A 26,609-nucleotide genomic window follows, 5' to 3' on the forward strand; every position below is an offset into this window, starting at 1 on the left:
AAAAAGACGTCCAAGGACGTCTTTTTTGTTTGCTGGAAGCAGCCTGGAAGGGTTGCGGAACGTTATTTCCCAGGCTGGTTACCAGGAGCGTTTTTTAAGGCGCGGACCACTGGACAGGATGTTTTCTCGCCGGTTCGCTGCTGGCCGGGGCTGGTAGGCATTGGGGCCCAGAGTCCAGGCATTATCAATGTGCTCAAAGTAGGTCTTGAAGGTTGAGCGCAAACGCGGGCTCAACTCGAGGATGTACTCTTCCTCAAGCATGACGGTGACGACAAATTTGTCCTCAACGATCACCGCATCACTGATGCGCTGCCAAAAACGGCTCTGGCGTTGTCTTTCTGATTCGCCCAAATCACCGTTGGTAATGACCGCAACATGCCCCTTGTGCTCAGCAATGCAAAAAATGCTGGGCGCGAGCAGCCCTTGGAAATAGGCGGCTTCCAGCAAGGCAATAACACGTTCATCGTGATCTTGGTCCCAAATCACAGCCAGGCGCTGCAGTTCTATTGGGCTATCGGGCTTTGCAAGCAGGGGGGCGGAGATAATCGAGTAATGTGCTTCGAGCGCACCAACATTGTGTTGCTCGTCATATTCGGTGCGGAAGAATTCAGAGTACTGCGGAAGGTCGACGCGGGAGCTTAAGCGCATAGGAGGGCACCTGTTTAGTAATGGTCAATTACGACGCTGTCTTTTCGGGATCAGCGCAATCTTGGTAATGGTCAATTACGGCGCTGTCCTTTCGGGATCAGCGCGGTCGGGACGGATTAAAGTGCTTCTGCGCCTCGGTTGTCAATACGCTTGCCCAGGTTCCAGGTGACGACCTGGGTCGATGCGGTTCCCGTCCGCTAATCGTCACCCTTACTCCAGCATCTGTGGCCTAGGTCGTCGGAGGGTGGTTCGTTGTCGGGGGTAGCTTGAGCTTTTTTTAGGTTCGGTAGCGGCGTAGAGGGGCGATGGGCAAGCCGTTGAGTGGTACTGGGGGGCTGCTGGGGTAATTCCAGGCACAAAAAAGGCACTTGCGAGATTCGCCAAGTGCCTTTTTGTATCGCTTGTTTGGTGGAGCCGGGGGGATTTGAACCCCCGTCCGCCAGTACTCCGCTGTCGGTCCTACATGCTTAGCCGTGTCTATTGAGTTAACCCTCAGCGACCCGACGGGCAGGGTGCTTTGGGCGAGTTGTGTAAGTTTTAGCCGCTTCGTCCACAACGTACTGCACGGCGATTCTGTTCTATATGACAATCATTTTGGGTTTACAGACATCCCCTGATGATTGCTGGACCCGAAGGTACCAGGGGGGAAGGGCTAGCGCCGCTTACGCAGCGAGAGCGTAATCCCCGTAGGTTTCGTCATTGGCAACTATAGGAAGTTGCAACAGTGGATTTACGAGTTCTGTTACCAACTCGGCATGCACCTAAAGTTTCGCAACCGGCGTCGAATCCAAAACGGCCCCGAGCCTGTCATGCATCGACGACAGGTTGGCGGATTCTACGCTAATCGTCGCCAGAAGGCCAACCCGAAGGTTGGCCTTGGTGGTGGTCTACTGATCGCCCTTGGTGTTGTTCTGCAACATCTGGATCGCCTGGGTGGTCAGGGAGATGCAGTTCTTGGTGCCCTGCTCGGTGCCCTTGGCCTGTTCGGCGGTGGCTTGCTGGACCTTGGAGTCGATGTCGCTGCTAAGGTCCGAGCTCATGGCTTCGGTGCTGACCTTGGCGTCGCGAATCTTTTGCAGGTTGATCTGGCACAGGTCTTCTTGCCCGGCGGCGAACGCCGGTGAGGCCAACATTGCAGCAGTGATGAACAGTCCAGCCAGTGCAGAGCGCTTCATGGTCGTCTCCTTGGATCACAGGGGGGAGGCCCACTTTTATCGTGGGCCTGGAGAATGGACTGCGCCCGTGGGCCGGGGTTCTGTTTTTGTACGAAAAGGCCGACGCGGGCGCCCGTTGTCGGGCACCCTTGGCCTCAAGCAGACTTGGCGCGGGTGATCCGGTCCACCAGGTACACCAGCCCGTGGTAGTCGATCCCGCCATGCTGGCTGAGGCCGATTTCACAGGTGCGGCTGGTGGAGATGCCTTCGCTGCAGTACTGCACCGCGTCCTTGAGGTTGCGCAGCGAGTGGGCATTGAGCTCCGGGGTGGTGAAGCCCTTGTCGCCGGCGAAACCGCAGCAGTGGATGCCTTCGGGGATCACCACGTTGTTGCTGCAACGCCGGGCCAGTTCGATCAGCGCCTGGCTTTCCCCCAGGTGCTGGGTGCTGCAGGTGACGTGCACGGCGATTGGCGCTTCCTGGGGCGTGAACTCCAGGCGATCCAGCAGGTGGGTGCGGATGAAGCGCACCGGGTCATAGAGGTCCAGGCGCACGTCGCCTAGGTCCTGCACCAGGCGCAGGGTGCAGGGACTGGTATCGCAGTAGATGGGGTCGAGGCCGCCACGGCTGGCGTGGAGCAGGGCGCCGATCAGTTCCTGGCGCTTGTCCTCGGCCTGGGTCGCATACCCCTTGGAGGCGAACGGCTGGCCACAGCAGAGGTTGTCCAGGTTGTCCGGCAGCACCACTTGGTAGCCGGCTTTCTCCAGCAGGCCGCGGGTCTTCTCGTACAGCGAACCTTGCTCCTTGTCGCCCGCCGCCGGCCCCATCACCCGCGACACGCAGGCCGCCAGGTACACCACCTTTGGGCGTGAGTCCGGCACGGCCGGGCTGAAGCGAATGGCTTTCTCCGGCTGAGGCATGGCGTTGGTCCATTGTGGCACCCGCCCTTTGGACAGCCGGGTCAGGCCCGCCGACAGCTTGCCCAGGCGCGGTGCCCCCAGCAGCAGGCGTGCGCCATTGGCCACATGCAACGTAAAGCGAGCGCCTTGCAAGGTGCTGGCGAAGTGGGTGCTGAGCCAGTCGGCGGTGCCGTTATGAGTGGCGTGCTCGCTGCGCAGTTTCTTCACCAGCTCGCCGGTGTTGATGCCCACCGGGCAACGCTGGGCGCACAGGCCGGTGGCGGCGCAGGTGTCGACGCCCTGGTACTGGTAGGCCGCCTCCAGCTCCCTGGTATCGATGCCGGCACGCTTGCGGGCCTGGATATCACGCCAGATAACGATGCGCTGGCGTGGGCTCAGGGTCAGCCCTTTGGACGGGCACACCGGCTCGCAGAAGCCGCACTCGATGCACTTGTCCACAATCTCGTCGGCCGCCGGTAGCGGCTTGAGGTGCTTGAGGTGGATCTGCGGATCTTCGCTGAGCACCACATCGGGGTTGAGAATACCGTTGGGGTCCAGCAGGCGCTTGAGCTGCCACATCAGCTGGTAGGCATCGCTGCCCCACTCCAGCTCGACGAAGGGCGCCATGTTGCGCCCGGTGCCGTGCTCGGCCTTGAGCGAACCACCGAACTCCACGGCCACCAGTTGCGCCACGTCGTCCATGAAGGCCTGGTAGCGCTGCACTTCCTCAGTGCTGTTAAAGCCCTGGGTGAAGACGAAATGCAGGTTGCCCTCCAGGGCATGGCCGAACAGGATCGCCTCGTCGTAGCGGTGCTTGTCGAACAGCTCGATCAGGCGATTGACGCCGATGGCCAGCTGTTCGACGGGGAAGGTTACGTCCTCGATGATCACCGTGGTGCCGGTCTTGCGCACTGCGCCGACGGCCGGGAAGGTGTCCTTGCGGATCGCCCAGAGCTTGGCGTTTTCCTGCGGGTCCTCGCTGAAATCCACCTGTTTTTCCACCGCGAAGGCGGCCAGGGAATCCATGATCTGCGCCAGTTGCTCATGCAGCAGCGACGAGGACGCGGCGCGGGACTCGATCAGCAGGGCGCAGGCGTTGGCCGAGAGCTGCTGGACGAAGGCCGGCATGCCGGGCTTGTCCTGCACCGAGCGCAGGCTGCGGCGGTCCAGCAGCTCCACCGCCGACACCGGCTGGCTCTTGAGTACGGTCACCGCGTTGCAGCAGGTCTCCACATCGGGGAAGACGATCAGGGCCGAGGCCTTGTGCGGATGGTCGACCACGGTGTCGTAGGTCACCGCGCTGATGAAGCCCAGGGTGCCCTCGGAGCCCACCAGCAGGTGGCTGAGGATCTCCAGCGGCTCGTCGAAGTCCACCAGGGCATTGAGCGACAGGCCGGTGGTGTTCTTCAGCCGGTACTTGTGGCGGATGCGGCTGGCCAACTCGCTGTTGGCGCGGGTGGCGCGGCCCAGTTCCGCCAGGCGTTGCAGCAGCGCAGCGTGGCTGTGGCGAAAGGCGGCGACGCTGGCGGCGTCCTCGGTGTCCAGGCGCGTGCCATCGGCCAGGACCACGCGGATGCCGGCCAGGGTGTGGTAGCTGTTCTGGGCGGTGCCGCAGCACATGCCGCTGGCGTTGTTGGCGACGATGCCGCCGATCTTGCAGGCGTTGATCGAGGCCGGGTCGGGGCCAATCTTGCGCCCGAACGGTGCCAGCCAGGCGTTGGCCTGGGCGCCGATGACCCCGGGTTGCAGGCGGATCTGCGCGCCCTGGTCGCGGATCTCCCGGGCGTTCCAGTTATCCCCGAGGACAATCAGCACTGAATCGCTGATGGCCTGCCCGGAAAGACTGGTGCCGGCGGCGCGGAAGGTCACTGGTATCTGGTCGCGCTGGGCCAGTTGCAGCAGGGCGACCACTTCGTCCTCGGATTCGACGCGGATCACCAGCTTGGGGATCAGCCGGTAGAAGCTGGCGTCGGTGCCGAAGGCCAGGGTCGAGAGCGGGTCGTCGAAGCGCCGTTCCTGGGGAATCAGGCGCTGGGCATCACGCAGAAAAGCGGCCGGCAGGCTCATTGGTCCTCCAGGATCAGCACCACCAGGTCTTTCGGGCCGTGGGCGCCGTAAGCCAGGACTTGCTCGATATCAGCGGTTTTCGACGGGCCGGAAACCAGCAGCGCATTGGTCGGCATGCCGCAAGCCCAGTTCATCTGTTGCTGCACCTGGTAGAAGTTGTCGCGGATCTCGCTGGCCTTGAGCAGGGCGAAATGCACCGGTGGTACCAGGCTCATCAGTCGCGGTTCCTCGCGGGTCGGCCAGAGGATCAGGCTGCCGGTGGCGGCGATGGCGCCCAGGGTGCCGGTGAGGCTGGCCGGGGTGTCGTTGAACAGCTCGGCCTTCCATTCTTCCACCGGCCGATCGTAGGCCTTGAGTTCGGGCAGCTCGGGATGCGCCGCCCAGTGCTGCTGCACCTGCTGGCCATGGGCGGTACCCGGGGCGATCAGCAGGCTGGGCAGTTGGCGCTCCTTGAGCAGGCGGGCGAGCAATTCGGGCCACTCGGCCGCGCGGCTCAGGTGGATCTCGGTGTGCACCGCTTCCATCTGTTTGCGCAACTGCGGGATGCGTTGCTCGGCGGTGTAGGTATAGGGCTCGGTGACCAGCGCCTCGTCGAAGTTATCCACAATGGGCGTGGTGCCGCTCAGGCTGTTACGCAGCTTGGCGAGGATGTTGTGCTTGGCGCTCATCAGCGATCTTCCTGCTTGGCCAGGTGCTCGCGGGCCAGGTCGTGCAGCGACCGGGCGGCGGGTTTTGGCGCACTGTGGTTCTGGGTCCAGGGGCCGACGTTGCTCGGGGCCAGCGCCCGCAACCGGGTGGCCGCCAGGGTGAACAGGCGATACAGGGTGGGCGAGCTGTTCAGCCGCGCCCAGGCGTTCCAGATGAAACGCTCCTTGCGCGAGAACTTGCTGCCCTGGCCACGCATCACCGGGTGCGGGCTGTCCGGGGCCTTGACGTTCTCTTCGCGCAGGCGCCGCAGCAACGCCGGGATTGGGATCTTCACCGGGCAGACTTCGCCGCAGGCACCGCACAGCGACGAAGCGCTGGGGTGATCCGGGACCTTGGCCAGGCCCACCATGTGCGGGGTGATGATCTTGCCGATCGGCCCCGGGTAGACCTCGCCATAGGTGTGGCCGCCGACCCTCGTGTACACCGGGCAGTGGTTCATGCAGGCGCCGCAGCGGATGCAGTTCAGGGGCTGGCGCAGTTCGCTGTCGGCAAACGCCTGGCTGCGGCCGTTGTCCAGCAGCACCAGGTGCACTTCCCGGGGGCCGTCGAGCTCATGCTCTTTGCGCGGGCCGGAGATCATGTTGACGTAGGTGGTGATCGGCTGGCCCAGGGCCGAGCGGGTCAGCAGCGACAACAACGGCACTACGTCGCGCAGGTTCTCGACCACTTTCTCGATCCCGGTGACAGCGATGTGCACCGGCGGCACGGTGGTGGACATGCGGCCGTTGCCTTCGTTTTCCACCAGCAGCAGGGTGCCGGTCTCGGCCACGGCGAAGTTGACGCCGGAGACGCCGATGTCGGCTTCGAAGAATTTCTGCCGCAGGACCCTGCGACCGATCTGGATGAGTTGGTCGACGTCCTTGGTGTACTCCACGCCAAGTTTGTCGTGGAACAAGGACGCGACCTGACCGGCATTCTTGTGGATCGCCGGCATGATGATGTGTGAAGGCTTCTCGTGGTCGAGCTGGACGATGAACTCGCCCATGTCCGACTCAAGGCATTCAATGCCTTGTTCAGCGAGGACATGGTTCATTTCCATTTCCTCGCTGACCATCGATTTGCCCTTGATCACTTGCCGTGCCTCGTGAGCACGGATGATCGAAAGAACGATGCCATTGGCCTCGTCCACCGTTTCCGCCCAGTGCACTGTCACACCGTTGCGGGTCAGGTTCTGTTCCAGGCGCTCGAGCAGGTCGGGCAGCTTGGACAACGCCCGGGCGCGAATCGCATTGCCCAGGGCGCGCAGGTGTTCGCGCTCAAAGGCATCGCTGAACGAGGCCGCACGCTTGGCCATGAGTGAATCCATGGCGCTGCGAAAGTTGTTGCGCAGTTGCTGGTCGCCCAGGGCCTGGTGGGCCCGGGTGCGAAAATCGTCCGCCACCGTCGTGGTCGGAATCAGCTCGGGGGTGCTCATTGGGCACCTCCGGTACGCTGCCAGAGGAAGCTCGCCAGGTGCTGGCCGCGCAATGCCTCTCTTTGTTTCTCCAGGGCGCCGTTGATGTTCATCAAGCAGCCGCAGTCGGCACTGACCACCTGGTGCGCGCCGGAGTCCTTCAGTGCGCGGGTCTTGTCTGCGACCATGGCGCCGGAGATATCCGGCATTCGGACGCTGAAAGTCCCGCCAAAGCCACAGCATTCGCTTTCGTGGCTGTGTTCTACCCGTTCCACGTTGCTCAGTTGTGACAGCAGCTCACGCCCGTGCAGGTGGGTGTTCATTTCCCGGCGCGCCGAGCAGGAAGTGTGCAAGGCCACCTTGATCGGCTTACCGCTGTCCTTGAGTTGCACCTTGCACACATGCAGGAGGAACTCGGCCAGCTCATAGGTGCGTGCGGCCAGGGCCTGCACCTGTGCCAGGGTCTCGGGCTCGTCCTTGAACAGGTCCGCGTAGTGCTCGCGAATCATCCCGGCGCAGGAGCCCGAGGGCACCACCACCGGATAGTCCCCGGCGAACAGCGCCAGTTGCGCGCGGGCCACGGTGCGCGCCTGCTCGGTGTAACCGCTGGTGTAGGCCGGTTGTCCGCAGCAGCTTTGCCCCTGTGGGTATTCCACGCGAATGCCTTCGCGCTCCAGCAGGTGGATCGCATCCATCCCGGCTTCGGGATAGAACAGATCGACCACGCAAGTGCCGAACAGGTAGACCTGCGCCGGCTTGGCGCCAGGGTACTGCCGGGGCTCGGCCAAGGGTGGCGCGACACGGGTCGCATTGGGCACGGCGTTGTAGAAAAGCTCGCTCATCAGGCGTGTCTCCGGGTGGTCCCGGTTATTCGTCTGTCGCGGCGGCTGAAAGATAAACCAGCAAGCTTTCAGCAGCCTTGCAGACCGGGTGTGAATGACTGGCGCCGCGACTCCTTGCGGCGCCATCAGTATTGCCTAGTGCACCAGCATGCCGGTGAACCAGTAGGCCTGGGCCAGGGTGATCAGACCGACGATAGTGGCAAAGAACAGGCTGTGCTTGAGGGTGAAGCGGAACAGATCGGACTCTTTGCCCACCAGGCCGGTGGCGGCGCAGGCCACGGCGATCGACTGCGGCGAGATCATCTTGCCGGTCACGCCACCGCTGGTGTTGGCCGCCACCAGCAGGGTGTCGTTGACCCCCAGTTGATGCGCGGTGGTGGCCTGCAGCGAACTGAACAGGGCGTTGGACGAAGTATCGGAACCGGTGAGGAATACCCCCAGCCAGCCCAGGAACGGCGAGAAGAACGGGAAGGCCGCGCCGGTGGCCGCCAGGACCAGGGCCATGGTCGAAGACATGCCCGAATAGTTGGTGACGAAGGCGAAGGCCAGCACCATGCCGATGGACAGGATCGGCCAGCGCAGCTCGTAGAAGGTTTCCTTTAAAGTGGTCAGACCAGTTTTAAAGTCGATCTTCAGTACCAGCATGGACAGCAGTGCCGAGAAGAAGATCGCGGTGCCAGTGGCCGAGATCGGGTCGAACTTGAACACCGCAGGAATGGCTGTGGGCGTGGTGACGATCGGCGCCACCTTGATCACCAGTTGATCCAGGTGCGGGATGGCGAAGTTGAACACCCAGGCGTACATCGCGCCGCCGGCGGCGAACATCGCCTTGAACGGCTTGAGGGTCCAGAGGGTGACCAGTACGGTGAGGATCAGGAAGGGCGACCAGGCCTTGAAAATCTGGCCCAGGCTGTAGGGCGAGGCCAGGGTGCTGCGTGGCTGGCCGAAGCCGCCAGCGCTGGCGGTGATGGCGATGTCGGCGCTGACTCCGGGAATGCGTGCACCGGCGCTGCGCTTGGGCTGCCAGATCTTCAGGAACAGCGTCAGGGCGATCAGGCTGGCCAGGGCTGAGGTGATGTCCGGCAGCTCCGGGCCGATGAAGTTCGAGGTGAAGTATTGGGTCACGGCGAAGCTCAGGCCGGCCACCAGTGCCGCTGGCCAGGTCTCCCTGACGCCGCGCAGGCCGTCCATCATGAACACCAGCCAGAACGGCACGAACAGCGACAGCAGGGGCAGTTGGCGGCCGGTCATGGCGCCGATCTTGAAGGCGTCGATACCAGTCACCTGGCCGGCGACGATGATCGGGATGCCCAGGGCGCCGAAGGCCACTGGCGCGGTGTTGGCGATCAGGCACAGGCCCGCGGCGTACAGCGGGTTGAAGCCCAGGCCCACCAGCAGGGCGGCGGTGATCGCCACGGGGGCGCCGAAGCCTGCCGCGCCTTCGAGGAAGGCGCCGAAGCAGAAGCCGATCAGCAGTACCTGCAGGCGCTGGTCGTCGGTGATCGACAGCACCGAGCTGCGGATGATTTCGAACTGGCCGCTCTTCACAGTCAGCTTGTAGAGGAATACGGCGGCGACGATGATCCAGGCGATGGGCCATAGACCGTAGGCAAATCCATAGCCAGCGGCAGCGAAGGCCATGTCGGCGGGCATCTGGAAGGCGAAGATCGCCACCAGGATCGACAAGGCCAGGGTGATGCTCCCGGCGACATGTCCCTTGAGGCGGAACACGGCCAGAGCCAGGAAGAAGAACACGATCGGGATGACGGCGGCGAGAGCGGACAGGCCGAGGCTGCCAAGCGGGCTATAGAGCTGTTGCCAGGTTTGCATAGTGGGGTGGCCCCTAATTGTTGTTGGTCAGGCACTGCTAGCGTCTTGGTTAATTGGTAAGACCAATTTACAATCGCTGTTGGCTAGGGTAAAAGCCCGATGCTCGGTGTGTCAATTTGCCGCCCTAAAACTTTTGTAGCAGGCCGTTAGGGCGACTCATCTGTTCGCTGGAAATGGCAGTGTTCTGCTAGGTGTGGGCAGGGCCTGAATAGGCCAGAATAGAGCCCCCCGACGATGGGTCGGAGGGTGGGGAGTGAGTGATGGGGTTTGACCAGATACGCCAGCGCCGTTTGTCCGACGATATTGTCGAGCGCCTGGAAGCGATGATTCTCGAGGGCACCTTGAAGGCGGGCGAGCGCTTGCCGGCCGAGCGTGCCCTGGCCGAGCAGTTCGGGGTTTCACGGCCATCGCTGCGTGAAGCGATCCAGAAGCTGACCGCCAAGGGGTTGCTGATCAGCCGCCAGGGCGGCGGCAATTATGTGGTGGAAGGCCTGGGCTCGACCTTCAGCGACCCGCTGCTGCATCTTCTGGAAAACAATCCCGAGGCCCAGCGCGATCTATTGGAGTTCCGCCACACCCTCGAAGCGTCCTGCGCCTATTACGCGGCGTTGCGGGCGACCCCGGTGGATCGCGAGCGCCTGACCCAGGCCTTCGAAGAACTGCAGGATTGCTATGCCCATGCCAATGACGACAGCCGCAGCGAGGAGGGGGCGGCGGATGCGCGGTTCCACCTGGCGATTGCCGAGGCCAGCCATAACGCGGTGCTGTTGCACACCATTCGCGGGCTGTTCGATCTGCTCAAGCGCAACGTGGTGACCAATATCGGTGGCATGTACAAGCAGCGCACGGAAACCCGCGAGATGCTGATCAGCCAGCACCGTGACCTGTACCTGGCGATTATCGAGGGGCGTGCGGAGGAGGCGCGTGAGGTCTCCAGCCGGCACATTCTCTATGTGCAGGAGGTGCTCGAGGAAGTGCGCCAGGAAGTACAGCGAGTGGCCCGGGCCGAACGGCGCAAGGGCATCTGATGCAAATCGCCGGTACTGCGGTTTCTGCAGCGATGGCGCAGAAACCGCAGTACCGGCGATGACGGCTTCAGGGCAGGACGGTCAGTCTTCCTTGCCCTTGGTCCGCACGGCGCGCTGCAATTCCCGGTCGGAATCGCGCTCGCGCTCGGTGTGCCGCTTGTCATATTCCTTCTTGCCCTTGCCCAGTGCGATCTCGCACTTGACCAGATGCTTGCTCCAGTAGAGCGAAAGGCAGACGCAGGCATAACCCTTCTGCTGCACTGCGGCGAACAGCTTTTCCAGCTCGCGCTGGTTGAGCAGCAGCTTGCGCGTGCGCGTCGGGTCGGCGATGACGTGGGTGCTGGCGGTGGTCAGCGGGGTGAAATGGCTGCCGAACAGCCAGGCCTCGCCATCCTTGAGCAGCACGTAACTGTCCACCAGTTGCGCCTTGCCCGCCCGCAGACTCTTTACTTCCCAGCCGGCCAGGACCAGTCCAGCCTCGAACCTGTGTTCGATGAAGTAATCGTGACGCGCCTTTTTATTCTGCGCGATGGTCCCTGTTGGGTGTTTCTTCTGTTTAGCCATAGGGGCGGCATTATAGGGAGTTGCGCGGCCGCCCGCTACGGTGATGCAGCGTGCTTGAGCAGGTTGATCGAATCCCGGACAATGCGCGCTCTTTTTTTTCGGTTGGGCGTGTTAACGATGTCGACAGACAGGGTCTCTGTCCATGGCGGTTGGGCAAGCCGCTGGGTCTTTATACTCGCTGCAACTGGTTCGGCCGTGGGCCTGGGGAGCATCTGGAAATTCCCCTATATGGTCGGCGTCTATGGTGGCGGTGCTTTTGTCCTGGTGTTCCTGGCGTGTATCGCGCTGATCGGCTTGCCGGTGATGCTGGCCGAGACATTGATCGGGCGACGGGCTCGGCAGAGTCCGGCGAATGCGCTGAAAGTCCTGGCCCAAGAGGCCGGGCATTCGGCCAAGTGGTCCTGGGGCGCTTTTGCCGGAATGATCACGGCCTTGTTGATCCTTTCCTTCTATAGCGTGGTGGGTGGTTGGTCGCTGGACTACATCATCGACATGGGGCGTGGGGATTTCAGCGGCGTCACGGCGGAGCAGGTAGGGGCCTATTTCGCTTCGGTGACCGCCGACCCTTGGCGCCTGACGCTCTGGCACACGTTGTTCATGCTGCTGTCGGCGCTGGTGATTGCCAAGGGCGTGGTCGCCGGGCTCGAGCGTAGCCTGCGGATCATGATGCCGCTGCTGTTCGTGATGCTGCTGGTGCTGCTGGGCTACAGCATGACCACCGGGCACTTCATGCAGGGTTTGCACTTCATGTTCGACTTCAGCCTGGAGCGGCTGCTGGATGGCCTGTTGCCTGCGATGGGCCATGCCTTCTTTTCCCTCAGTGTGGGGGTTGGCTCGATCATGATCTACGGCGCCTACATGCCCAAGCATTCGTCCCTGGCCGGAACGGTGGTGGGCGTGGCGCTGCTGGACACCTTTGTCTCGTTGTTGGCCGGGATGGCGCTGTTCCCCATCGTCTTCGCCGCGGGACTGAATCCCAGTGAAGGGCCGGGGCTGATGTTCATCAGCCTGCCATTCGCCTTTGGAAATGTGGCGTTCGGCCAGCTCATGGGCGTAGTGTTCTTTATCCTGGTGGCCATTGCTGCATGGAGTTCAGCCATTTCCCTGCTGGAGCCCATGGTGGCTTATCTTGTGGAGAAGACTAAAATCCGCCGCGCCTGGGTGACGTTCTGGTTGGCGTTCAGTTGCTGGTTCGTGGGGTTGGGAACGGTGTTTTCCTTCAACATCTGGCAGCAGGCCAAGTTTTTCGTGAACGATGGCGGCGCTTTCCACCTCTACCAATGGGGGGCGGCCGGCGGCCTGGACTTCTTCGGCGTGATCGACTTCTTCACCTCGCGGATCATGTTGCCCCTAGGCGGTTTGTGCTTCGTGGTATTTGCAGGTTGGGTGATGGGCCGTGAGGCAGTGCGTGATGAGTTGTCGCTGCGCAGTCCCTTGTTGTTCGCCCTGGCCTTGTTTTTGATGCGCTATGTGGCGCCCGTCGGCATTCTTGTGGTGTTTGCCGCCCAGTTGTGGAAATGAAGCTCACATGACGACCCATATTCAACGTTCGGCCCTTTTGCCTTATCCGGCGCAGTTTCTTTATGACCTGGTCAACGATGTGGCCCGGTATCCGGAGTTTCTCCCTTGGTGCTCTTCGTCCACGGTGCTCGAGAGCAGCGCCGAGCACATGCGCGCCAGCCTGGAGGTGGCCAAGGGAGGGCTGAGCCAGCATTTCGTCACGCGTAATGCTTTGGTGCCGGGGCAGTCCATCGAGATGAATCTGGAGGAGGGGCCGTTCAATCAGTTGCACGGTGTGTGGGTATTCAAGCCGCTGGGCGAGAAGGCCTGCAAGATCAGCCTGGACCTGTCGTTCGACTACGCTGGGCCGCTGGTGCGCGCTACCCTGGGGCCGCTGTTCAATCAGGCGGCGAATACCCTGGTGGATGCATTCTGCCAGCGCGCCAAGCAATTGCATGGCTGAGGCGATGATGCGGATCGAAGTGGTGCATGCCGCGCTCGATCGCCAGTTGCTGGTCGAGGTGCAGGTGCCTGAGGGTACGACCTTGCGTGGGGCATTATTGGCTTCTGCCCTGGGCGAGCATTTTCCCGGTTTGGACCTGATGGCTTGCCCGGTCGGGATCTTCGGTCGGCAGGTCAACGACCCTGAACGGCACGTGCTCCAGGCGGGGGATCGGATCGAGGTCTATCGTCCGCTGCTGGCGGACCCCAAGGAAGTGCGCCGGATGCGGGCGGCCAAGGCTGCCGAGGCGCGTAAGCGCGAAGAGTCGTGACCGGTTTCGCCAAGCAATAAAAAAGCCCGGGTAGATCCGGGCTTTTTTGTGGGCTGCAGTTTTACTGCGGCGAGGTGTCCAGCGGCTCGGGTGTAGGTACGGGAACGGTCTCGACACCGTCCACGTCCTTCTGGATCTGATCCAGCAGGGAGCCTGGCTTGACCGGTTTCTCGGCCTTGGGCTTCTCGGCGTTTTCGGGGGTGGTAACGGTGTTGCCGCTTTCCTTGCCCAGCAGGGCTTCGTCGCGGCTTACGCCCGGCATGAAATCGCCAGCGAGGCTGACCAGCTGATCGTTGTTGTTGAAGATCAGGCTGACGCGTTCCTGTTGGCGCTCGCCGCCGCCAGGTTGCAGGCTATAGAGATAATCCCAGCGATCGGCATGGAACGTGTCGGTCAGCAGAGGGTTGCCCATGATAAACCGTACTTGCCGTCGGGTCATTCCAGGGCGCAACTGGTCTATCATGTCCTGCGTCACGACATTGCCCTGCTGGATGTCGATTTTGTAAACCCCGGGGAATGAACAACCGGCGAGTGCGAGCAGTCCCACGAAGGTGAAACTGGTTAGCAAGAGCTTGGTGTTTTGCATCGGTGGGCGACTTCCACTATCTTGGCTGGGACAACGTAAACCCCGATCATACCCGCATTAAGAGAAGCTGCGAAGCAGCATCGGCGAGAAAGCTGACCATGGTTGAAAATAGCGAACTACGTAAAGCCGGCCTTAAAGTGACTCTGCCACGGGTCAAAATTCTACAAATGCTCGACTCCACCGAGCAGCGGCACATGAGCGCTGAAGATGTCTACAAGGCGCTGATGGAGGCTGGTGAAGATGTCGGGTTGGCCACGGTCTACCGTGTACTGACTCAATTCGAAGCCGCCGGACTGGTGGTGCGCCATAACTTCGATGGCGGTCATGCTGTATTCGAGCTGGCTGACGGCGGCCACCACGACCATATGGTCAACGTGGAGTCTGGTGAAGTGATCGAGTTCTTCGACGAGGAAATCGAAAAGCTTCAGAAGGCGATTGTCGAAAAGCACGGTTTTGAATTGGTGGATCACAATCTTGTGCTGTACGTGCGCAAGAAGAAGTAAGCCCTTACGCGACCTTCATGGTCGTGAAACGATCGAAGGCGACCCTAGGGTCGCCTTCGTGTTTTCTGGAGCTTTCTATATATAGCAGAGGTCCAGGTATCAGGCTTTGGTGGTTACCACCATTTTCCTGGCGTGAGCCAGGGATTCCTTGGTCAGGTCGATGCCTCCCAGCATCCGGGCAATTTCCTCGACCCTCTCGTTCTTGTGCAGCTTGGATACAGCGGTGTGGGTCGCATCGCTGCCACGTACCTTGTGTACGAACAGGTGCTGGTGTCCTTGGGCTGCCACTTGTGGCAAATGGGTAACGGTCAGTACTTGGCCGCGCTCGCCAAGGCGGCGCAAGAGCTGGCCGACGATCTCGGCGGTCGGGCCACCGATCCCTACGTCAACTTCGTCGAACACCAGGGTTGGAACCCGCGATGTCTGGGCGGTAATGACCTGGATCGCCAGGCTGATGCGTGACAGCTCGCCACCCGAGGCTACCTTGGCCAAGGCCTTGAGTGGTTGTCCGGGGTTGGCGCTGACCAGTAGCTCGACCTGCTCCAGGCCATGGGGTAACAGTTCGTCGCTGGTGTTGGGGCGCAGTTCAATGGTGAAGCGCCCCCCGGGCATGCCCAGGCGCTGGATTTCCAGCTCCACCGCACTGGCTAGCCCGGTTGCGGCCTGTTGGCGCAGTTGACTTAGTTCCAGGGCCTTTTCGTGGTAGTGGCGAGCGAAGGACTGCAGCTCTTCGCCCAGGCGCTCGATGGATTCGTCGTTGGCATCCAGGGTCTCTATTTCCTCGAGCAGGGTTTGCTGCATCGCGGCTAATTCGAAAGGCTGGATGCGGTGCTTGCGGGCAAGGGTGTAGATGGCGTCGAGGCGCTCCTCCAGCTGTTGCAGGCGTGCTGGGTCGGCATCGAAGTTGTCGACGAAACGGTTCAGTTCGCCCACGGCCTCTTCAACCTGGATCTGTGCGCTTGCCAGCAGGTTGGTGGCCTCCGCGAGGGAGCCTGAAGAGCTGCCGATACTGGAAAGGCGGTTGAGGCTGACGGTCAGGGCGTTGAGGACATTGCCGGAATCGCTCTCGCTGCATTGTTCTACCACTTGTCGGCAGATGCCCAGCAGGCTTTCGGCATTGGTCAGGTTCTTGTGTTCCTGCTCCAGGTCCTCAAGTTCGCTCTCGCCGAGGCCAAGGTTTTCCAGTTCTTCCAGTTGATAGCTGAGCAGTTGGTGGCGAGCTCGCTGTTCGTCCCCGGAGTTGGATAGCCGTTCCAGTTCCTGGCGGGTCTGGCGCCAGCGCTGTGCGGCGAGCTGCACCTGGCGGGCCAGGTCGGTGGCGCCGGCGTATTCGTCCAGGAGGCGGCGGTGGGTATCGGTCTTGAGCAGGGATTGATGCTCATGCTGGCTATGGATGTCGATGAGGAGCTCACCCAGTGCCTTGAGATCGCCAAGCGGGCAGGGGGTGCCATTGATATAGCCACGGGAGCGGCCTTCGGCAGTGATCACCCGGCGCAGGATGCAGGGGCCGTCGCTGTCCAGGTCTCGCTCCGCCAGCCAGGTGCGGGCCTCGGGGATGTCCGCAAGGTCGAAGGTGGCAAGGATATCGGCCTTGTCTGCCCCGGGTCGTACCACGCCGCTGTCGGCGCGATCACCCAGGGTCAGGCCGAGTGCGTCGAGCATGATCGACTTGCCGGCACCGGTCTCGCCTGTGATGACGCTCATCCCGCGGTCCAGCTCGAGGTCCAGGTGTTCGACGATGGCGTAATTGTGTACGGACAGGTGCATCAGCATTAAGGCCGCTCCCAAACTAGATGTCTGGTTATTTATACAGTGTTTTGTTTCGGGCTGACAATGCCTTCCTTTAGCTCGATTCGCTTGATGGATGGGGCTGGTTAGTGTGTTCGGGAATGTGAGCGTGGGCTGTTCGTCAGGGGCGGGCGACTTTTACCCGGGGCTTGGGCTTGAACCCTGAAAATACGTCCCCATATAGCTGGGCAGAAGAGTGGGCTTGGCCCGCAGACGATATTGAAAGGAGAGTTTCATGGCTGACGAACAGACCCTGGATACGCAAAACCCTGACACCAACCAGGCCCCCGAGGCGTCGGGTGAAGATCTGGCGGCACGTGTACAAGTGCTCGAAGAGCAACTGGCTACTGCGCAGGACCAGGCTTTGCGTGTTGCGGCTGATCTGCAGAACGTCCGCCGCCGCGCCGAGCAGGATGTGGAAAAGGCTCACAAGTTCGCCCTGGAGAAGTTTGCGGGCGACCTGTTGCCGGTCATCGACAGCCTGGAGCGGGGGCTGGAGTTGTCCAACCCGGATGACGAGAGCATCCGTCCGATGCGTGAAGGTATCGAACTGACCCTGAAGATGTTCCACGACACCCTCAAGCGCTATCAGTTGGAAGCGATCGACCCGCACGGCGAGCCTTTCAATGCCGAGCAGCATCAGGCCATGGCCATGCAGGAAAGCGCGGACGTCGAGCCCAACAGTGTTCTGAAGGTGTTCCAGAAGGGTTACCAGCTCAATGGTCGCCTGCTGCGCCCGGCCATGGTCGTGGTCAGCAAGGCCCCGGCACCGGTTTCGCCTTCGATTGACGAGAAGGCTTGAAATCGGCTGTAGAGCCCCCATTTATCAGTCAAGCGTTTAAGTGCTACCGCAGTTTGCCAAGACAGCTGCGGCATCCAAATCCAAAGTTTCGGGAGAGTTAACATGGGCAAGATTATCGGTATCGACTTGGGGACCACCAACTCGTGCGTCTCCATTCTTGAAAACGGCAACGTAAAAGTTATCGAAAACGCCGAAGGCGCGCGTACCACGCCGTCGATCATCGCGTACGCCAACGATGGCGAGATCCTGGTAGGTCAGTCGGCCAAGCGCCAGGCTGTGACCAACCCGCACAACACCCTGTACGCGGTAAAGCGTCTGATCGGTCGTCGCTTCGACGAAGAAGTTGTGCAGAAAGACATCCAGATGGTCCCTTACAAGATCGTCAAGGCTGACAACAGCGACGCCTGGGTTGAAGTGAACGGCCAGAAAATGGCCCCGCCACAGATTTCGGCTGAAATCCTCAAGAAAATGAAGAAGACCGCCGAAGACTACCTCGGCGAGGCCGTGACCGAAGCGGTCATCACCGTTCCGGCCTACTTCAACGACAGCCAGCGCCAGGCGACCAAAGACGCCGGCCGCATCGCGGGCCTGGACGTTAAACGTATCATCAACGAACCAACCGCAGCCGCTCTGGCCTACGGCATGGACAAGGCCAAGGGCGACCACACCGTGATCGTCTATGACCTGGGCGGTGGTACTTTCGACGTTTCCGTGATCGAGATCGCTGAAGTCGACGGCGAGCACCAGTTCGAAGTACTGGCCACCAACGGTGACACCTTCCTGGGCGGTGAAGACTTCGACATCCGCCTGATCGACTACCTGGTAGACGAGTTCAAGAAAGAAAGCGGCATGAACCTCAAGGGTGACCCGCTGGCCATGCAGCGCCTGAAGGAAGCTGCCGAGAAGGCCAAGATCGAGCTGTCCTCGAGCCAGCAGACCGACGTCAACCTGCCGTACATCACTGCAGACGCCACCGGTCCTAAGCACCTGAACGTGAAGATCTCCCGCGCCAAGCTGGAGTCGCTGGTCGAAGACCTGGTTCAGCGCACCATCGAGCCATGCCGTATCGCCCTGAAAGACGCCGGTATCGACGTGGGTTCGATCAACGACGTGATCCTGGTCGGCGGTCAGACCCGTATGCCGCTGGTGCAGAAAGCCGTGACCGATTTCTTCGGCAAGGAAGCTCGCAAGGACGTCAACCCTGACGAAGCCGTTGCCATGGGTGCTGCCATCCAGGGCGCTGTACTGGCCGGTGACGTGAAGGACGTACTGCTGCTGGACGTTAGCCCGCTGACCCTGGGTATCGAAACCATGGGTGGCGTGATGACTGCGCTGATCGAGAAAAACACCACCATCCCGACCAAGAAGTCGCAGGTGTTCTCGACTGCCGATGACAACCAGGGCGCGGTGACCATCCACGTACTGCAGGGCGAGCGCAAGCAAGCCGCGCAGAACAAGTCGCTGGGCAAGTTCGACCTGGCCGACATTCCACCTGCTCCACGTGGCGTGCCGCAGATCGAAGTGACCTTCGACATCGACGCCAACGGCATCCTGCACGTAGGTGCGAAGGACAAGGCGACCGGCAAGACCCAGTCGATCGTGATCAAGGCCAACTCTGGCCTGTCGGATGAAGAAATCCAGCAGATGATCCGTGACGCTGAAGCCAACTCGGAAGAAGACCGCAAGTTCGAAGAGCTGGCCACTGCCCGTAACCAGGGTGATGCGCTGGTGCACTCGACTCGCAAGATGGTGGCTGATGCCGGTGACAAGGTGACCGCTGAAGAGAAGACTGCTATCGAAGCTGCTGTGGTTGCCCTGGAAGCCGCTGTCAAGGGCGACGATAAGGCTGCCATCGAAGCCAAGGTCGAAGAGCTGTCCAAGGTCTCCGCTCCGGTTGCCCAGAAGATGTACGCCGAACAGGCCCAGCCTGCAGAAGGCGCGGCACCGAACGCGGAGTCCGCTCAAAAAGCCGACGACGTGGTCGATGCCGAGTTCGAAGAAGTAAAAGATCACAAGTAATGTCTTGTTGGTCGGCCGGTTGACTGCCTTTGGGCGGTGACTGGTAGGATGTCGCCGCGCGGGAGCTTGCTCCCGCGTTGGCGTGTCTGGAGTCAGTGAATTTTCAACGGCATGCAGCTCCGTTTGCGTGCTGGCGGTCGGCTTGGAGAAGCTCCTGCTTTCCGGCTGCGATGACCGCAATCGTCGACCTGCAATCGGGTCGGCTTCCAAGACCAGGATCGTTGAATTGACGTGAGTTGGGTCCGGGCCTGTATTGGGGCTCAGCGAGTTTGGCGGAGCTCAGGAGGGGTTTGCCGGACGTCCTTAAGAGTGCAAAGACTTATGGCAAAGCGTGACTATTACGAAGTGTTGGGTGTGGAGCGAGGCTCCAGCGAGGCGGAGCTGAAGAAGGCTTACCGTCGCCTGGCGATGAAGCACCACCCAGACCGTAATCCCGGCGACAAAGCGTCGGAAGATCTGTTCAAAGAGGCCAACGAGGCCTACGAAGTACTGTCCGATTCCAGCAAACGCGCTGCCTACGACCAGTATGGTCATGCTGGCGTGGATCCGAGCATGGGTGGCGGCGGTGCCGGTTTCGGTGGGCAGAATTTCTCCGATATCTTCGGTGATGTGTTCAGCGACTTCTTCGGTGGTGGTCGTGGCGGCTCCCGTGGCGGCGCCCAGCGCGGCAGCGACCTGCGCTACACCCTGGAGTTGAACCTGGAAGAGGCGGTGCGCGGTACTACGGTCAATATCCGTGTGCCGACGCTGGTCAACTGCAAGCCATGTGATGGCTCGGGGGCCAAGAAGGGCTCGTCTCCAGTCACGTGCCCTACCTGTGGTGGTATCGGCCAGGTGCGCATGCAGCAGGGCTTCTTCTCGGTGCAGCAGACCTGCCCACGTTGCCATGGCCAGGGCAAGATCATTTCCGATCCTTGCGATTCGTGCCACGGCGAAGGCCGTGTCGAAGAGTACAAGACCTTGTCGGTGAAAGTGCCGGCTGGTGTCGATACCGGCGACCGCATCCGCCTGTCGGGTGAGGGTGAGGCCGGGACCCAGGGTGGCCCGACTGGTGACCTGTACGTGGTGATCAATGTGCGTGAGCACGCGATCTTCCAGCGTGATGGCAAGCATCTGTTCTGTGAAGTGCCGATCAGCTTTGCCGATGCGGCGCTGGGTGGCGAGCTGGAAATCCCGACCCTGGATGGCCGGGTCAAGTTGAAGATCCCCGAGGGCACCCAGACCGGCAAGCAGTTTCGGGTGCGTGGCAAGGGCGTTGCGCCGGTGCGTGGCGGTGGTGCGGGCGACCTGATGTGCCGTGTGGCGGTAGAGACTCCGGTTAACCTGAGTCGTCGCCAGCGCGAGCTGCTGGAAGAGCTGCGTGGGTCGCTGGAAGGCGACAATTCGCATTCGCCCAAGACCGCAGGTTGGTTCGAGGGCGTCAAGCGCTTCTTCGGCGACCTGTAAGGAGTAATGCATGCGACGTATAGCTGTGATGGGCGCCGCTGGGCGCATGGGCAAGACTCTGGTCGAGGCTGTGCAGTTGCGCTCGCCGCTCTCTGGCCTGACTGCGGCCATCGTGCGTCCGGGCAGTTCCCTGGTGGGGGCGGATGCTGGTGAGCTGGCGTCCTTGGGGCGCCTTGGCGTGCCAATGTCCGACAGCCTGGAGAAGGTGGTCGATGAGTTCGACGTGCTGATCGACTTCACCCTGCCTGAAGTGATGCTCAAGAACCTGGCTTTCTGCCGCAAGGCCGGCAAGGCCATGGTGATTGGCACTACGGGGTTGGGGGTCAAGGAAAAGCAGTTGCTGGTGGAGGCGGGCAAGGATATTCCGATCGTCTTCGCTGCCAACTTCAGTGTCGGGGTGAATCTGTCGTTGAAGCTGCTGGATATGGCGGCCCGGGTGCTGGGTGATGATGCGGACATCGAGATCATCGAGGCTCATCACCGTCACAAGATCGATGCGCCGTCGGGTACTGCCCTGCGCATGGGTGAAGTGATCGCCAGTGCCCTGGGGCGCGATCTGCAGCAGGTCGCGGTGTACGGTCGTGAAGGCCACACCGGGGCTCGCGAGCGTGAAACCATCGGTTTTGCCACGGTCCGTGGTGGTGATGTGGTGGGTGATCACACCGTGTTGTTCGCCACTGAGGGCGAGCGCCTGGAGATTACCCACAAGGCCTCCAGTCGCATGACCTTCGCCAAGGGGGCGGTTCGCGCAGCCTTGTGGCTGGATGGTCGTGAGCCTGGTCTTTACGATATGCAGGACGTTTTGGACCTGCGTTGAGATGTCTCTGGGGCGGGGCTGGGGTTTGTGCTTCAGTCCTGTCTTCGGCCGCTAAGCGATCTCCTGTCGCATTCCCCTGCCTTTAAGGCTCATTAGCGGTGGACCGAAAAAGCCTTTTTCTGTAAGCTACAGCTTTAGTGTGTCCACTAAAAGCGCGCAGATAATTCGATGAAGAAGCGGGGTGACGTGTCTATACGTCATTCCGCTTTTTTGCAACCTGCGATCGCCCCTTCAGGCTCTATATACGGGAGGTCTCTTGACTAAGCCAGCCATACTCGCCCTTGCTGATGGCAGCATTTTTCGCGGCGAAGCCATTGGAGCCGACGGTCAAACCGTTGGTGAGGTGGTGTTTAACACCGCAATGACCGGCTATCAGGAAATCCTTACCGATCCTTCCTACGCCCAGCAAATCGTTACCCTGACCTACCCTCACATCGGCAACACTGGCACCACGCCGGAAGATGCCGAGTCCGATCGCGTCTGGTCGGCCGGCCTGGTCATTCGCGACCTGCCCCTGGTCGCTAGCAACTGGCGTAACACCCTGTCCCTGTCCGATTACCTGAAAGCCAACAATGTGGTGGCGATCGCGGGTATCGATACCCGTCGCCTGACCCGGATCCTGCGCGAGAAAGGCGCTCAGGACGGCTGCATCATGGCGGGTGACAACATCTCCGAAGAGGCGGCCATCGCCGCTGCTCGCGGTTTCCCTGGCCTGAAGGGCATGGACCTGGCGAAAGTCGTCAGCACCAAGCAAAGCTACGAATGGCGCTCGACTGTCTGGGACCTGAAGACCGACAGCCACGCCACCATCGAGGCCTCCGAATTGCCTTACCACGTGGTCGCCTATGACTACGGGGTCAAGCTGAACATCCTGCGCATGCTGGTAGAGCGCGGTTGCCGCGTCACCGTGGTGCCTGCCCAGACGCCGGCGAGTGAAGTCCTGGCGCTCAAGCCTGATGGCGTGTTCCTGTCCAACGGCCCTGGTGACCCCGAGCCTTGCGACTACGCGATCAAGGCGATCAAGGAAGTCCTGGAAACCGAGATCCCGGTGTTCGGTATCTGCCTGGGCCACCAGTTGCTGGCCCTGGCCTCCGGCGCCAAGACCGTGAAGATGGGCCATGGCCACCACGGCGCCAACCATCCTGTCCAGGACCTGGACACCGGTGTGGTCATGATCACCAGCCAGAACCATGGCTTTGCGGTGGATGAAACCTCCCTGCCGGGTAACGTCCGGGCGATCCACAAGTCGCTGTTCGACGGCACCTTGCAAGGTATCGAACGTACCGACAAGAGCGCGTTCAGCTTCCAGGGCCACCCAGAGGCCAGCCCAGGCCCGAACGATGTCGCGCCGCTGTTCGACCGCTTCATCAACGAAATGGCCAAGCGACGCTAAGCGTTCGCCTTGAAAGTGTAGCGAGTAGCGCCTGAGGGCGGCCCCGGCGAGTCCGGTGGAGTCCCCTTAGGCGCCTCAGAGATTGTTCAAGACGGCTTGCCGACTGACCTGCGGATTTGAGTGACAACCATGCCAAAACGTACAGACATTAAAAGCATCCTGATTCTCGGCGCTGGCCCGATCGTGATCGGCCAGGCCTGCGAATTCGACTACTCCGGCGCCCAGGCCTGCAAGGCCCTGCGCGAGGAAGGTTTTCGCGTCATCCTGGTGAACTCCAACCCGGCCACCATCATGACCGACCCGGCCATGGCCGACGCCACCTACATCGAGCCAATCAAGTGGCAGTCGGTGGCCAAGATCATCGAGAAAGAGCGCCCGGACGCGGTGCTGCCGACCATGGGCGGCCAGACTGCACTGAACTGCGCCCTGGACCTGGAGCGCCACGGCGTTCTGGAGAAGTTCGGCGTGGAGATGATCGGTGCCAACGCCGACACCATCGACAAGGCCGAAGACCGTTCGCGCTTTGACAAGGCCATGAAAGACATCGGCCTGGAGTGCCCGCGCTCCGGTATCGCCCACAGCATGGAAGAGGCCAACGCGGTGCTCGAGAAGCTTGGCTTCCCTTGCATCATTCGCCCGTCCTTCACCATGGGTGGCACTGGCGGTGGTATCGCCTACAACCGTGAAGAATTCGAAGAGATCTGCACCCGCGGCCTGGACCTGTCGCCGACCAAAGAGCTGCTGATCGACGAATCGCTGATCGGCTGGAAGGAATACGAGATGGAGGTGGTCCGCGACAAGAAGGACAACTGCATCATCGTCTGCTCGATCGAGAACTTCGACCCGATGGGCGTGCACACCGGTGACTCCATCACCGTTGCACCGGCGCAGACCCTGACCGACAAGGAATACCAGATCATGCGCAACGCCTCGCTGGCGGTGCTGCGTGAAATCGGTGTGGAAACCGGTGGTTCCAACGTGCAGTTCGGTATCTGCCCGGACACTGGCCGCATGGTCGTGATCGAGATGAACCCTCGCGTTTCGCGCTCCTCAGCCCTGGCCTCGAAAGCTACCGGCTTCCCGATCGCCAAGATCGCCGCCAAGCTGGCCATCGGTTACACCCTCGACGAGTTGCAGAACGACATCACTGGCGGCCGTACCCCGGCGTCGTTCGAGCCATCGATCGACTACGTCGTCACCAAGCTGCCACGCTTCGCCTTCGAGAAATTCCCGAAAGCCGACGCCCGCCTGACCACCCAGATGAAATCCGTCGGTGAAGTCATGGCCATTGGCCGTACCTTCCAGGAATCCCTGCAGAAAGCCCTGCGCGGCCTGGAAGTCGGCGCCTGCGGCCTCGACCCGAAAGTCGACCTGGCCAGCCCTGAGGCTGCCGGCATCCTGAAGCGCGAGCTGACCGTGCCGGGCGCCGAGCGTATCTGGTACGTGGCCGACGCCATGCGTTCGGGCATGAGCTGTGAAGAAATCTTCGCGCTGACCGGTATCGACATGTGGTTCCTGGTGCAGATGGAAGATCTGATTAAGGAAGAAGAGAAGGTCAAGACCCTGGCCCTGTCGGCGATCGACAAGGACTACATGCTGCGCCTCAAGCGCAAGGGCTTCTCCGACCAGCGTCTGGCCAAGCTGCTGGGTATCACCGACAAGAACCTGCGCCGTCACCGTCACAAGCTGGAAGTGTTCCCGGTGTACAAGCGCGTCGACACCTGCGCCGCCGAGTTCGCCACCGACACCGCCTACCTCTACTCGACCTATGAGGAAGAGTGCGAGGCCAATCCGTCGACCCGTGACAAGATCATGATCCTCGGCGGTGGCCCTAACCGTATCGGCCAGGGCATCGAGTTCGACTACTGCTGCGTGCACGCGGCGCTGGCCCTGCGTGAAGACGGTTACGAGACCATCATGGTCAACTGCAACCCGGAAACCGTCTCCACCGACTACGACACCTCCGACCGCCTGTACTTCGAGCCGCTGACCCTGGAAGACGTGCTGGAAGTCTGCCGAGTCGAGAAGCCGAAGGGCGTCATCGTTCACTACGGCGGCCAAACCCCGTTGAAACTGGCCCGCGCCCTGGAAGAAGCCGGCGTGCCGATCATCGGTACCAGCCCTGACGCTATCGACCGCGCCGAAGACCGCGAGCGCTTCCAGCAGATGGTTCAGCGCCTGAACCTGCTGCAGCCGCCAAACGCCACCGTGCGTAGCGAAGACGAAGCCATCAAGGCCGCCGGTGGTATCGGCTACCCGCTGGTGGTGCGCCCGTCCTATGTATTGGGTGGCCGCGCCATGGAGATCGTCTACGAGCTGGACGAGCTCAAGCGCTACCTGCGTGAAGCAGTACAGGTGTCCAACGACAGCCCGGTACTGCTCGACCACTTCCTCAACTGCGCCATCGAGATGGACGTGGATGCGGTGTGCGACGGCACCGACGTGGTCATCGGTGCCATCATGCAGCACATCGAACAGGCTGGTGTTCACTCCGGTGACTCTGCTTGCTCGCTGCCACCTTACTCGTTGAGCAAGGAAGTGCAGGATGAAGTCCGCGTACAGGTCAAGAAAATGGCCTTGGAACTGGGCGTGGTTGGCCTGATGAACGTGCAGCTGGCCCTGCAGGGCGACAAGATCTACGTGATCGAAGTCAACCCGCGCGCTTCGCGTACCGTGCCGTTCGTTTCCAAGTGCATCGGCACCTCGCTGGCCATGATCGCTGCCCGCGTCATGGCCGGCAAAACCCTGAAAGAGCTGGGCTTCACCCAGGAAATCATCCCGAACTTCTACAGCGTCAAGGAAGCCGTCTTCCCGTTCGCCAAGTTCCCAGGTGTCGACCCGATCCTCGGCCCAGAGATGAAGTCCACGGGTGAAGTGATGGGCGTCGGTGATAGCTTCGGTGAGGCCTTCGCCAAGGCCCAGATGGGTGCCAGCGAAGTGCTCCCGACCGGCGGTACCGCGTTCATCAGTGTCCGTGATGACGACAAGCCCCTGGTTGCCGGCGTGGCCCGCGATCTGATCAACTTGGGCTTCGAGGTGGTAGCTACCGCGGGTACTGCCAAGGTGATCGAGGCCGCTGGCCTGAAAGTGCGCCGCGTGAATAAGGTGACTGAAGGTCGCCCGCATGTGGTCGATATGATCAAGAACGACGAAGTCACCTTGATCATCAATACCACTGAAGGTCGCCAGTCGATTGCCGACTCCTACTCCATTCGTCGTAACGCCTTGCAGCACAAGATCTACTGCACCACTACGATTGCTGCTGGCGAAGCTATCTGTGAAGCGCTGAAGTTCGGCCCTGAAAAAACCGTGCGGCGCTTGCAGGATCTACACGCAGGATTGAATGCATGAATAAATACCCAATGACCGTCCAGGGCGCTCGCGCCCTGGAAGAAGAGCATGCTCACTTGACCAAGGTCGTGCGTCCGAAGCTCAGCCAGGACATCGGCACGGCCCGAGAGCTGGGCGACTTGAAGGAAAATGCCGAATACCATGCCGCGCGCGAGCAGCAAGGCATGGTCGAGGCTCGGATCCGTGATATCGAAGGCCGCCTGCAGAACTCGGTGGTTATCGATGTCACCACCATTGCTCATACTGGCAAGGTTATCTTTGGCACTACGGTCGAGATCGCCAACGTCGAAACAGACGAGAGCGTGACCTATCAGATCGTTGGTGAAGACGAGGCTGACATCAAGCTCGGCAAGATCTCCGTTGCCTCTCCGATCGCCCGCGCCTTGATTGCCAAGGAAGAGGGTGATGTGGTGGTCGTCAAAACGCCAGGCGGCGTTATCGAGTACGAGATTGTCGAAGTCCGTCACATCTGAAAGAAGGCGCCCGCTGCATGCGGGC

General features: G+C 61.3%; 22 protein-coding genes and 1 other RNA gene. 12 read left to right on the top strand and 11 right to left on the bottom strand.

Annotation, left to right across the window (positions count from 1 at the left end; all coding sequences use genetic code 11):
* Nucleotides 1-78: 78 nt before the first annotated feature.
* The 8 genes from I9018_RS04020 to I9018_RS04055 form a co-directional block, all read right to left on the bottom strand.
* Nucleotides 79-648 (bottom strand): hypothetical protein, encoded by a 570-nt coding sequence (locus I9018_RS04020; protein ID WP_241108788.1) that lies wholly within the window; start codon nucleotides 646-648, stop codon nucleotides 79-81.
* Nucleotides 649-1,054: 406 nt separating this feature from the next.
* Nucleotides 1,055-1,448, bottom strand: a transfer-messenger RNA (tmRNA) gene (gene ssrA, locus I9018_RS04025).
* Nucleotides 1,449-1,535: 87 nt separating this feature from the next.
* Nucleotides 1,536-1,823, bottom strand: a complete 288-nt coding sequence (locus I9018_RS04030) for a hypothetical protein (RefSeq protein ID WP_068577741.1) — start codon at nucleotides 1,821-1,823, stop codon at nucleotides 1,536-1,538.
* 134 nt (nucleotides 1,824-1,957) lie between these two features.
* The gene (locus I9018_RS04035; protein WP_241108789.1) at nucleotides 1,958-4,768 is read right to left on the bottom strand and encodes an FAD-binding and (Fe-S)-binding domain-containing protein; all 2,811 of its coding nucleotides are present in this window, start codon (nucleotides 4,766-4,768) and stop codon (nucleotides 1,958-1,960) included.
* On the bottom strand, nucleotides 4,765-5,436 hold the full coding sequence (locus tag I9018_RS04040; RefSeq protein WP_068577748.1) for a lactate utilization protein: 672 nt from the start codon (nucleotides 5,434-5,436) through the stop codon (nucleotides 4,765-4,767). Before I9018_RS04040 ends, I9018_RS04035 begins: the two co-directional genes overlap by 4 nt.
* Nucleotides 5,436-6,890 carry a LutB/LldF family L-lactate oxidation iron-sulfur protein gene (locus tag I9018_RS04045; protein WP_241108790.1) on the bottom strand — a complete coding sequence of 485 codons (1,455 nt, stop codon included), beginning with the start codon at nucleotides 6,888-6,890 and terminating at the stop codon, nucleotides 5,436-5,438. Before I9018_RS04045 ends, I9018_RS04040 begins: the two co-directional genes overlap by 1 nt.
* Entirely contained in the window at nucleotides 6,887-7,711 is an 825-nt protein-coding gene (locus tag I9018_RS04050) for a (Fe-S)-binding protein (protein ID WP_241108791.1), read from the bottom strand. The genes I9018_RS04045 and I9018_RS04050 overlap by 4 nt, the downstream gene beginning before the upstream one ends.
* Nucleotides 7,712-7,846: 135 nt before the next feature.
* Nucleotides 7,847-9,541 carry a lactate permease LctP family transporter gene (locus tag I9018_RS04055; protein WP_241108792.1) on the bottom strand — a complete coding sequence of 565 codons (1,695 nt, stop codon included), beginning with the start codon at nucleotides 9,539-9,541 and terminating at the stop codon, nucleotides 7,847-7,849.
* A gap of 260 nt (nucleotides 9,542-9,801) precedes the next feature.
* Here I9018_RS04055 and I9018_RS04060 point away from each other — a divergent pair, with 260 nt between their 5' ends.
* Entirely contained in the window at nucleotides 9,802-10,569 is a 768-nt protein-coding gene (locus tag I9018_RS04060; RefSeq protein WP_068577757.1) for a GntR family transcriptional regulator, read from the top strand.
* A gap of 81 nt (nucleotides 10,570-10,650) precedes the next feature.
* Here the strand turns inward: I9018_RS04060 and smpB are convergent, their stop codons facing one another.
* A complete protein-coding gene (gene smpB, locus I9018_RS04065) occupies nucleotides 10,651-11,133 on the bottom strand; it encodes an SsrA-binding protein SmpB (RefSeq protein WP_022642145.1) in 483 nt (160 codons plus the stop codon).
* Between the two features lie 117 nt (nucleotides 11,134-11,250).
* On the opposite strand from smpB, the gene I9018_RS04070 reads away from it, so the two are divergent.
* The 3 genes from I9018_RS04070 to I9018_RS04080 are packed head-to-tail and all read left to right on the top strand — an operon-like array spanning nucleotide 11,251 to nucleotide 13,406.
* Entirely contained in the window at nucleotides 11,251-12,654 is a 1,404-nt protein-coding gene (locus tag I9018_RS04070; RefSeq protein WP_068577759.1) for a sodium-dependent transporter, read from the top strand.
* 7 nt (nucleotides 12,655-12,661) lie between these two features.
* Entirely contained in the window at nucleotides 12,662-13,096 is a 435-nt protein-coding gene (locus I9018_RS04075; protein WP_241108793.1) for a type II toxin-antitoxin system RatA family toxin, read from the top strand.
* A complete protein-coding gene (locus I9018_RS04080; RefSeq protein WP_241108794.1) occupies nucleotides 13,089-13,406 on the top strand; it encodes an RnfH family protein in 318 nt (105 codons plus the stop codon). The genes I9018_RS04075 and I9018_RS04080 overlap by 8 nt, the downstream gene beginning before the upstream one ends.
* 61 nt (nucleotides 13,407-13,467) lie before the next feature.
* On the opposite strand, the gene I9018_RS04085 is transcribed toward I9018_RS04080, so the two are convergent.
* On the bottom strand, nucleotides 13,468-13,992 hold the full coding sequence (locus tag I9018_RS04085) for an outer membrane protein assembly factor BamE (RefSeq protein ID WP_068577765.1): 525 nt from the start codon (nucleotides 13,990-13,992) through the stop codon (nucleotides 13,468-13,470).
* A 98-nt stretch (nucleotides 13,993-14,090) separates the two neighbouring features.
* On the opposite strand from I9018_RS04085, the gene fur reads away from it, so the two are divergent.
* On the top strand, nucleotides 14,091-14,495 hold the full coding sequence (fur, locus tag I9018_RS04090; RefSeq protein WP_011059185.1) for a ferric iron uptake transcriptional regulator: 405 nt from the start codon (nucleotides 14,091-14,093) through the stop codon (nucleotides 14,493-14,495).
* 99 nt (nucleotides 14,496-14,594) lie between these two features.
* On the opposite strand, the gene recN is transcribed toward fur, so the two are convergent.
* Nucleotides 14,595-16,268 carry a DNA repair protein RecN gene (recN, locus tag I9018_RS04095; RefSeq protein WP_241108795.1) on the bottom strand — a complete coding sequence of 558 codons (1,674 nt, stop codon included), beginning with the start codon at nucleotides 16,266-16,268 and terminating at the stop codon, nucleotides 14,595-14,597.
* Nucleotides 16,269-16,518: 250 nt separating this feature from the next.
* Here recN and grpE point away from each other — a divergent pair, with 250 nt between their 5' ends.
* From grpE to greA, 7 genes are all read left to right on the top strand, one after another.
* Entirely contained in the window at nucleotides 16,519-17,085 is a 567-nt protein-coding gene (grpE, locus tag I9018_RS04100; protein ID WP_068577771.1) for a nucleotide exchange factor GrpE, read from the top strand.
* A 102-nt stretch (nucleotides 17,086-17,187) separates the two neighbouring features.
* Nucleotides 17,188-19,104, top strand: a complete 1,917-nt coding sequence (gene dnaK, locus I9018_RS04105) for a molecular chaperone DnaK (RefSeq protein WP_068577772.1) — start codon at nucleotides 17,188-17,190, stop codon at nucleotides 19,102-19,104.
* Nucleotides 19,105-19,425: 321 nt separating this feature from the next.
* Complete coding sequence (gene dnaJ / locus I9018_RS04110) at nucleotides 19,426-20,550, top strand: molecular chaperone DnaJ (RefSeq protein ID WP_068577773.1); 1,125 nt, start codon at nucleotides 19,426-19,428, stop codon at nucleotides 20,548-20,550.
* A 10-nt stretch (nucleotides 20,551-20,560) separates the two neighbouring features.
* Complete coding sequence (gene dapB, locus I9018_RS04115) at nucleotides 20,561-21,367, top strand: 4-hydroxy-tetrahydrodipicolinate reductase (RefSeq protein ID WP_068577774.1); 807 nt, start codon at nucleotides 20,561-20,563, stop codon at nucleotides 21,365-21,367.
* A 256-nt stretch (nucleotides 21,368-21,623) separates the two neighbouring features.
* The gene (gene carA / locus I9018_RS04120) at nucleotides 21,624-22,760 is read left to right on the top strand and encodes a glutamine-hydrolyzing carbamoyl-phosphate synthase small subunit (RefSeq protein ID WP_068577776.1); all 1,137 of its coding nucleotides are present in this window, start codon (nucleotides 21,624-21,626) and stop codon (nucleotides 22,758-22,760) included.
* Nucleotides 22,761-22,889: 129 nt separating this feature from the next.
* Nucleotides 22,890-26,111, top strand: a complete 3,222-nt coding sequence (carB, locus tag I9018_RS04125) for a carbamoyl-phosphate synthase large subunit (protein WP_124345715.1) — start codon at nucleotides 22,890-22,892, stop codon at nucleotides 26,109-26,111.
* Nucleotides 26,108-26,584 carry a transcription elongation factor GreA gene (gene greA, locus I9018_RS04130; RefSeq protein ID WP_068577785.1) on the top strand — a complete coding sequence of 159 codons (477 nt, stop codon included), beginning with the start codon at nucleotides 26,108-26,110 and terminating at the stop codon, nucleotides 26,582-26,584. Before carB ends, greA begins: the two co-directional genes overlap by 4 nt.
* The last annotated feature ends 25 nt before the right edge of the window (nucleotides 26,585-26,609 follow it).

Source organism: Pseudomonas sp. MPFS, assembly GCF_022537035.1.
Classification (GTDB): domain Bacteria; phylum Pseudomonadota; class Gammaproteobacteria; order Pseudomonadales; family Pseudomonadaceae; genus Aquipseudomonas; species Aquipseudomonas sessilinigenes.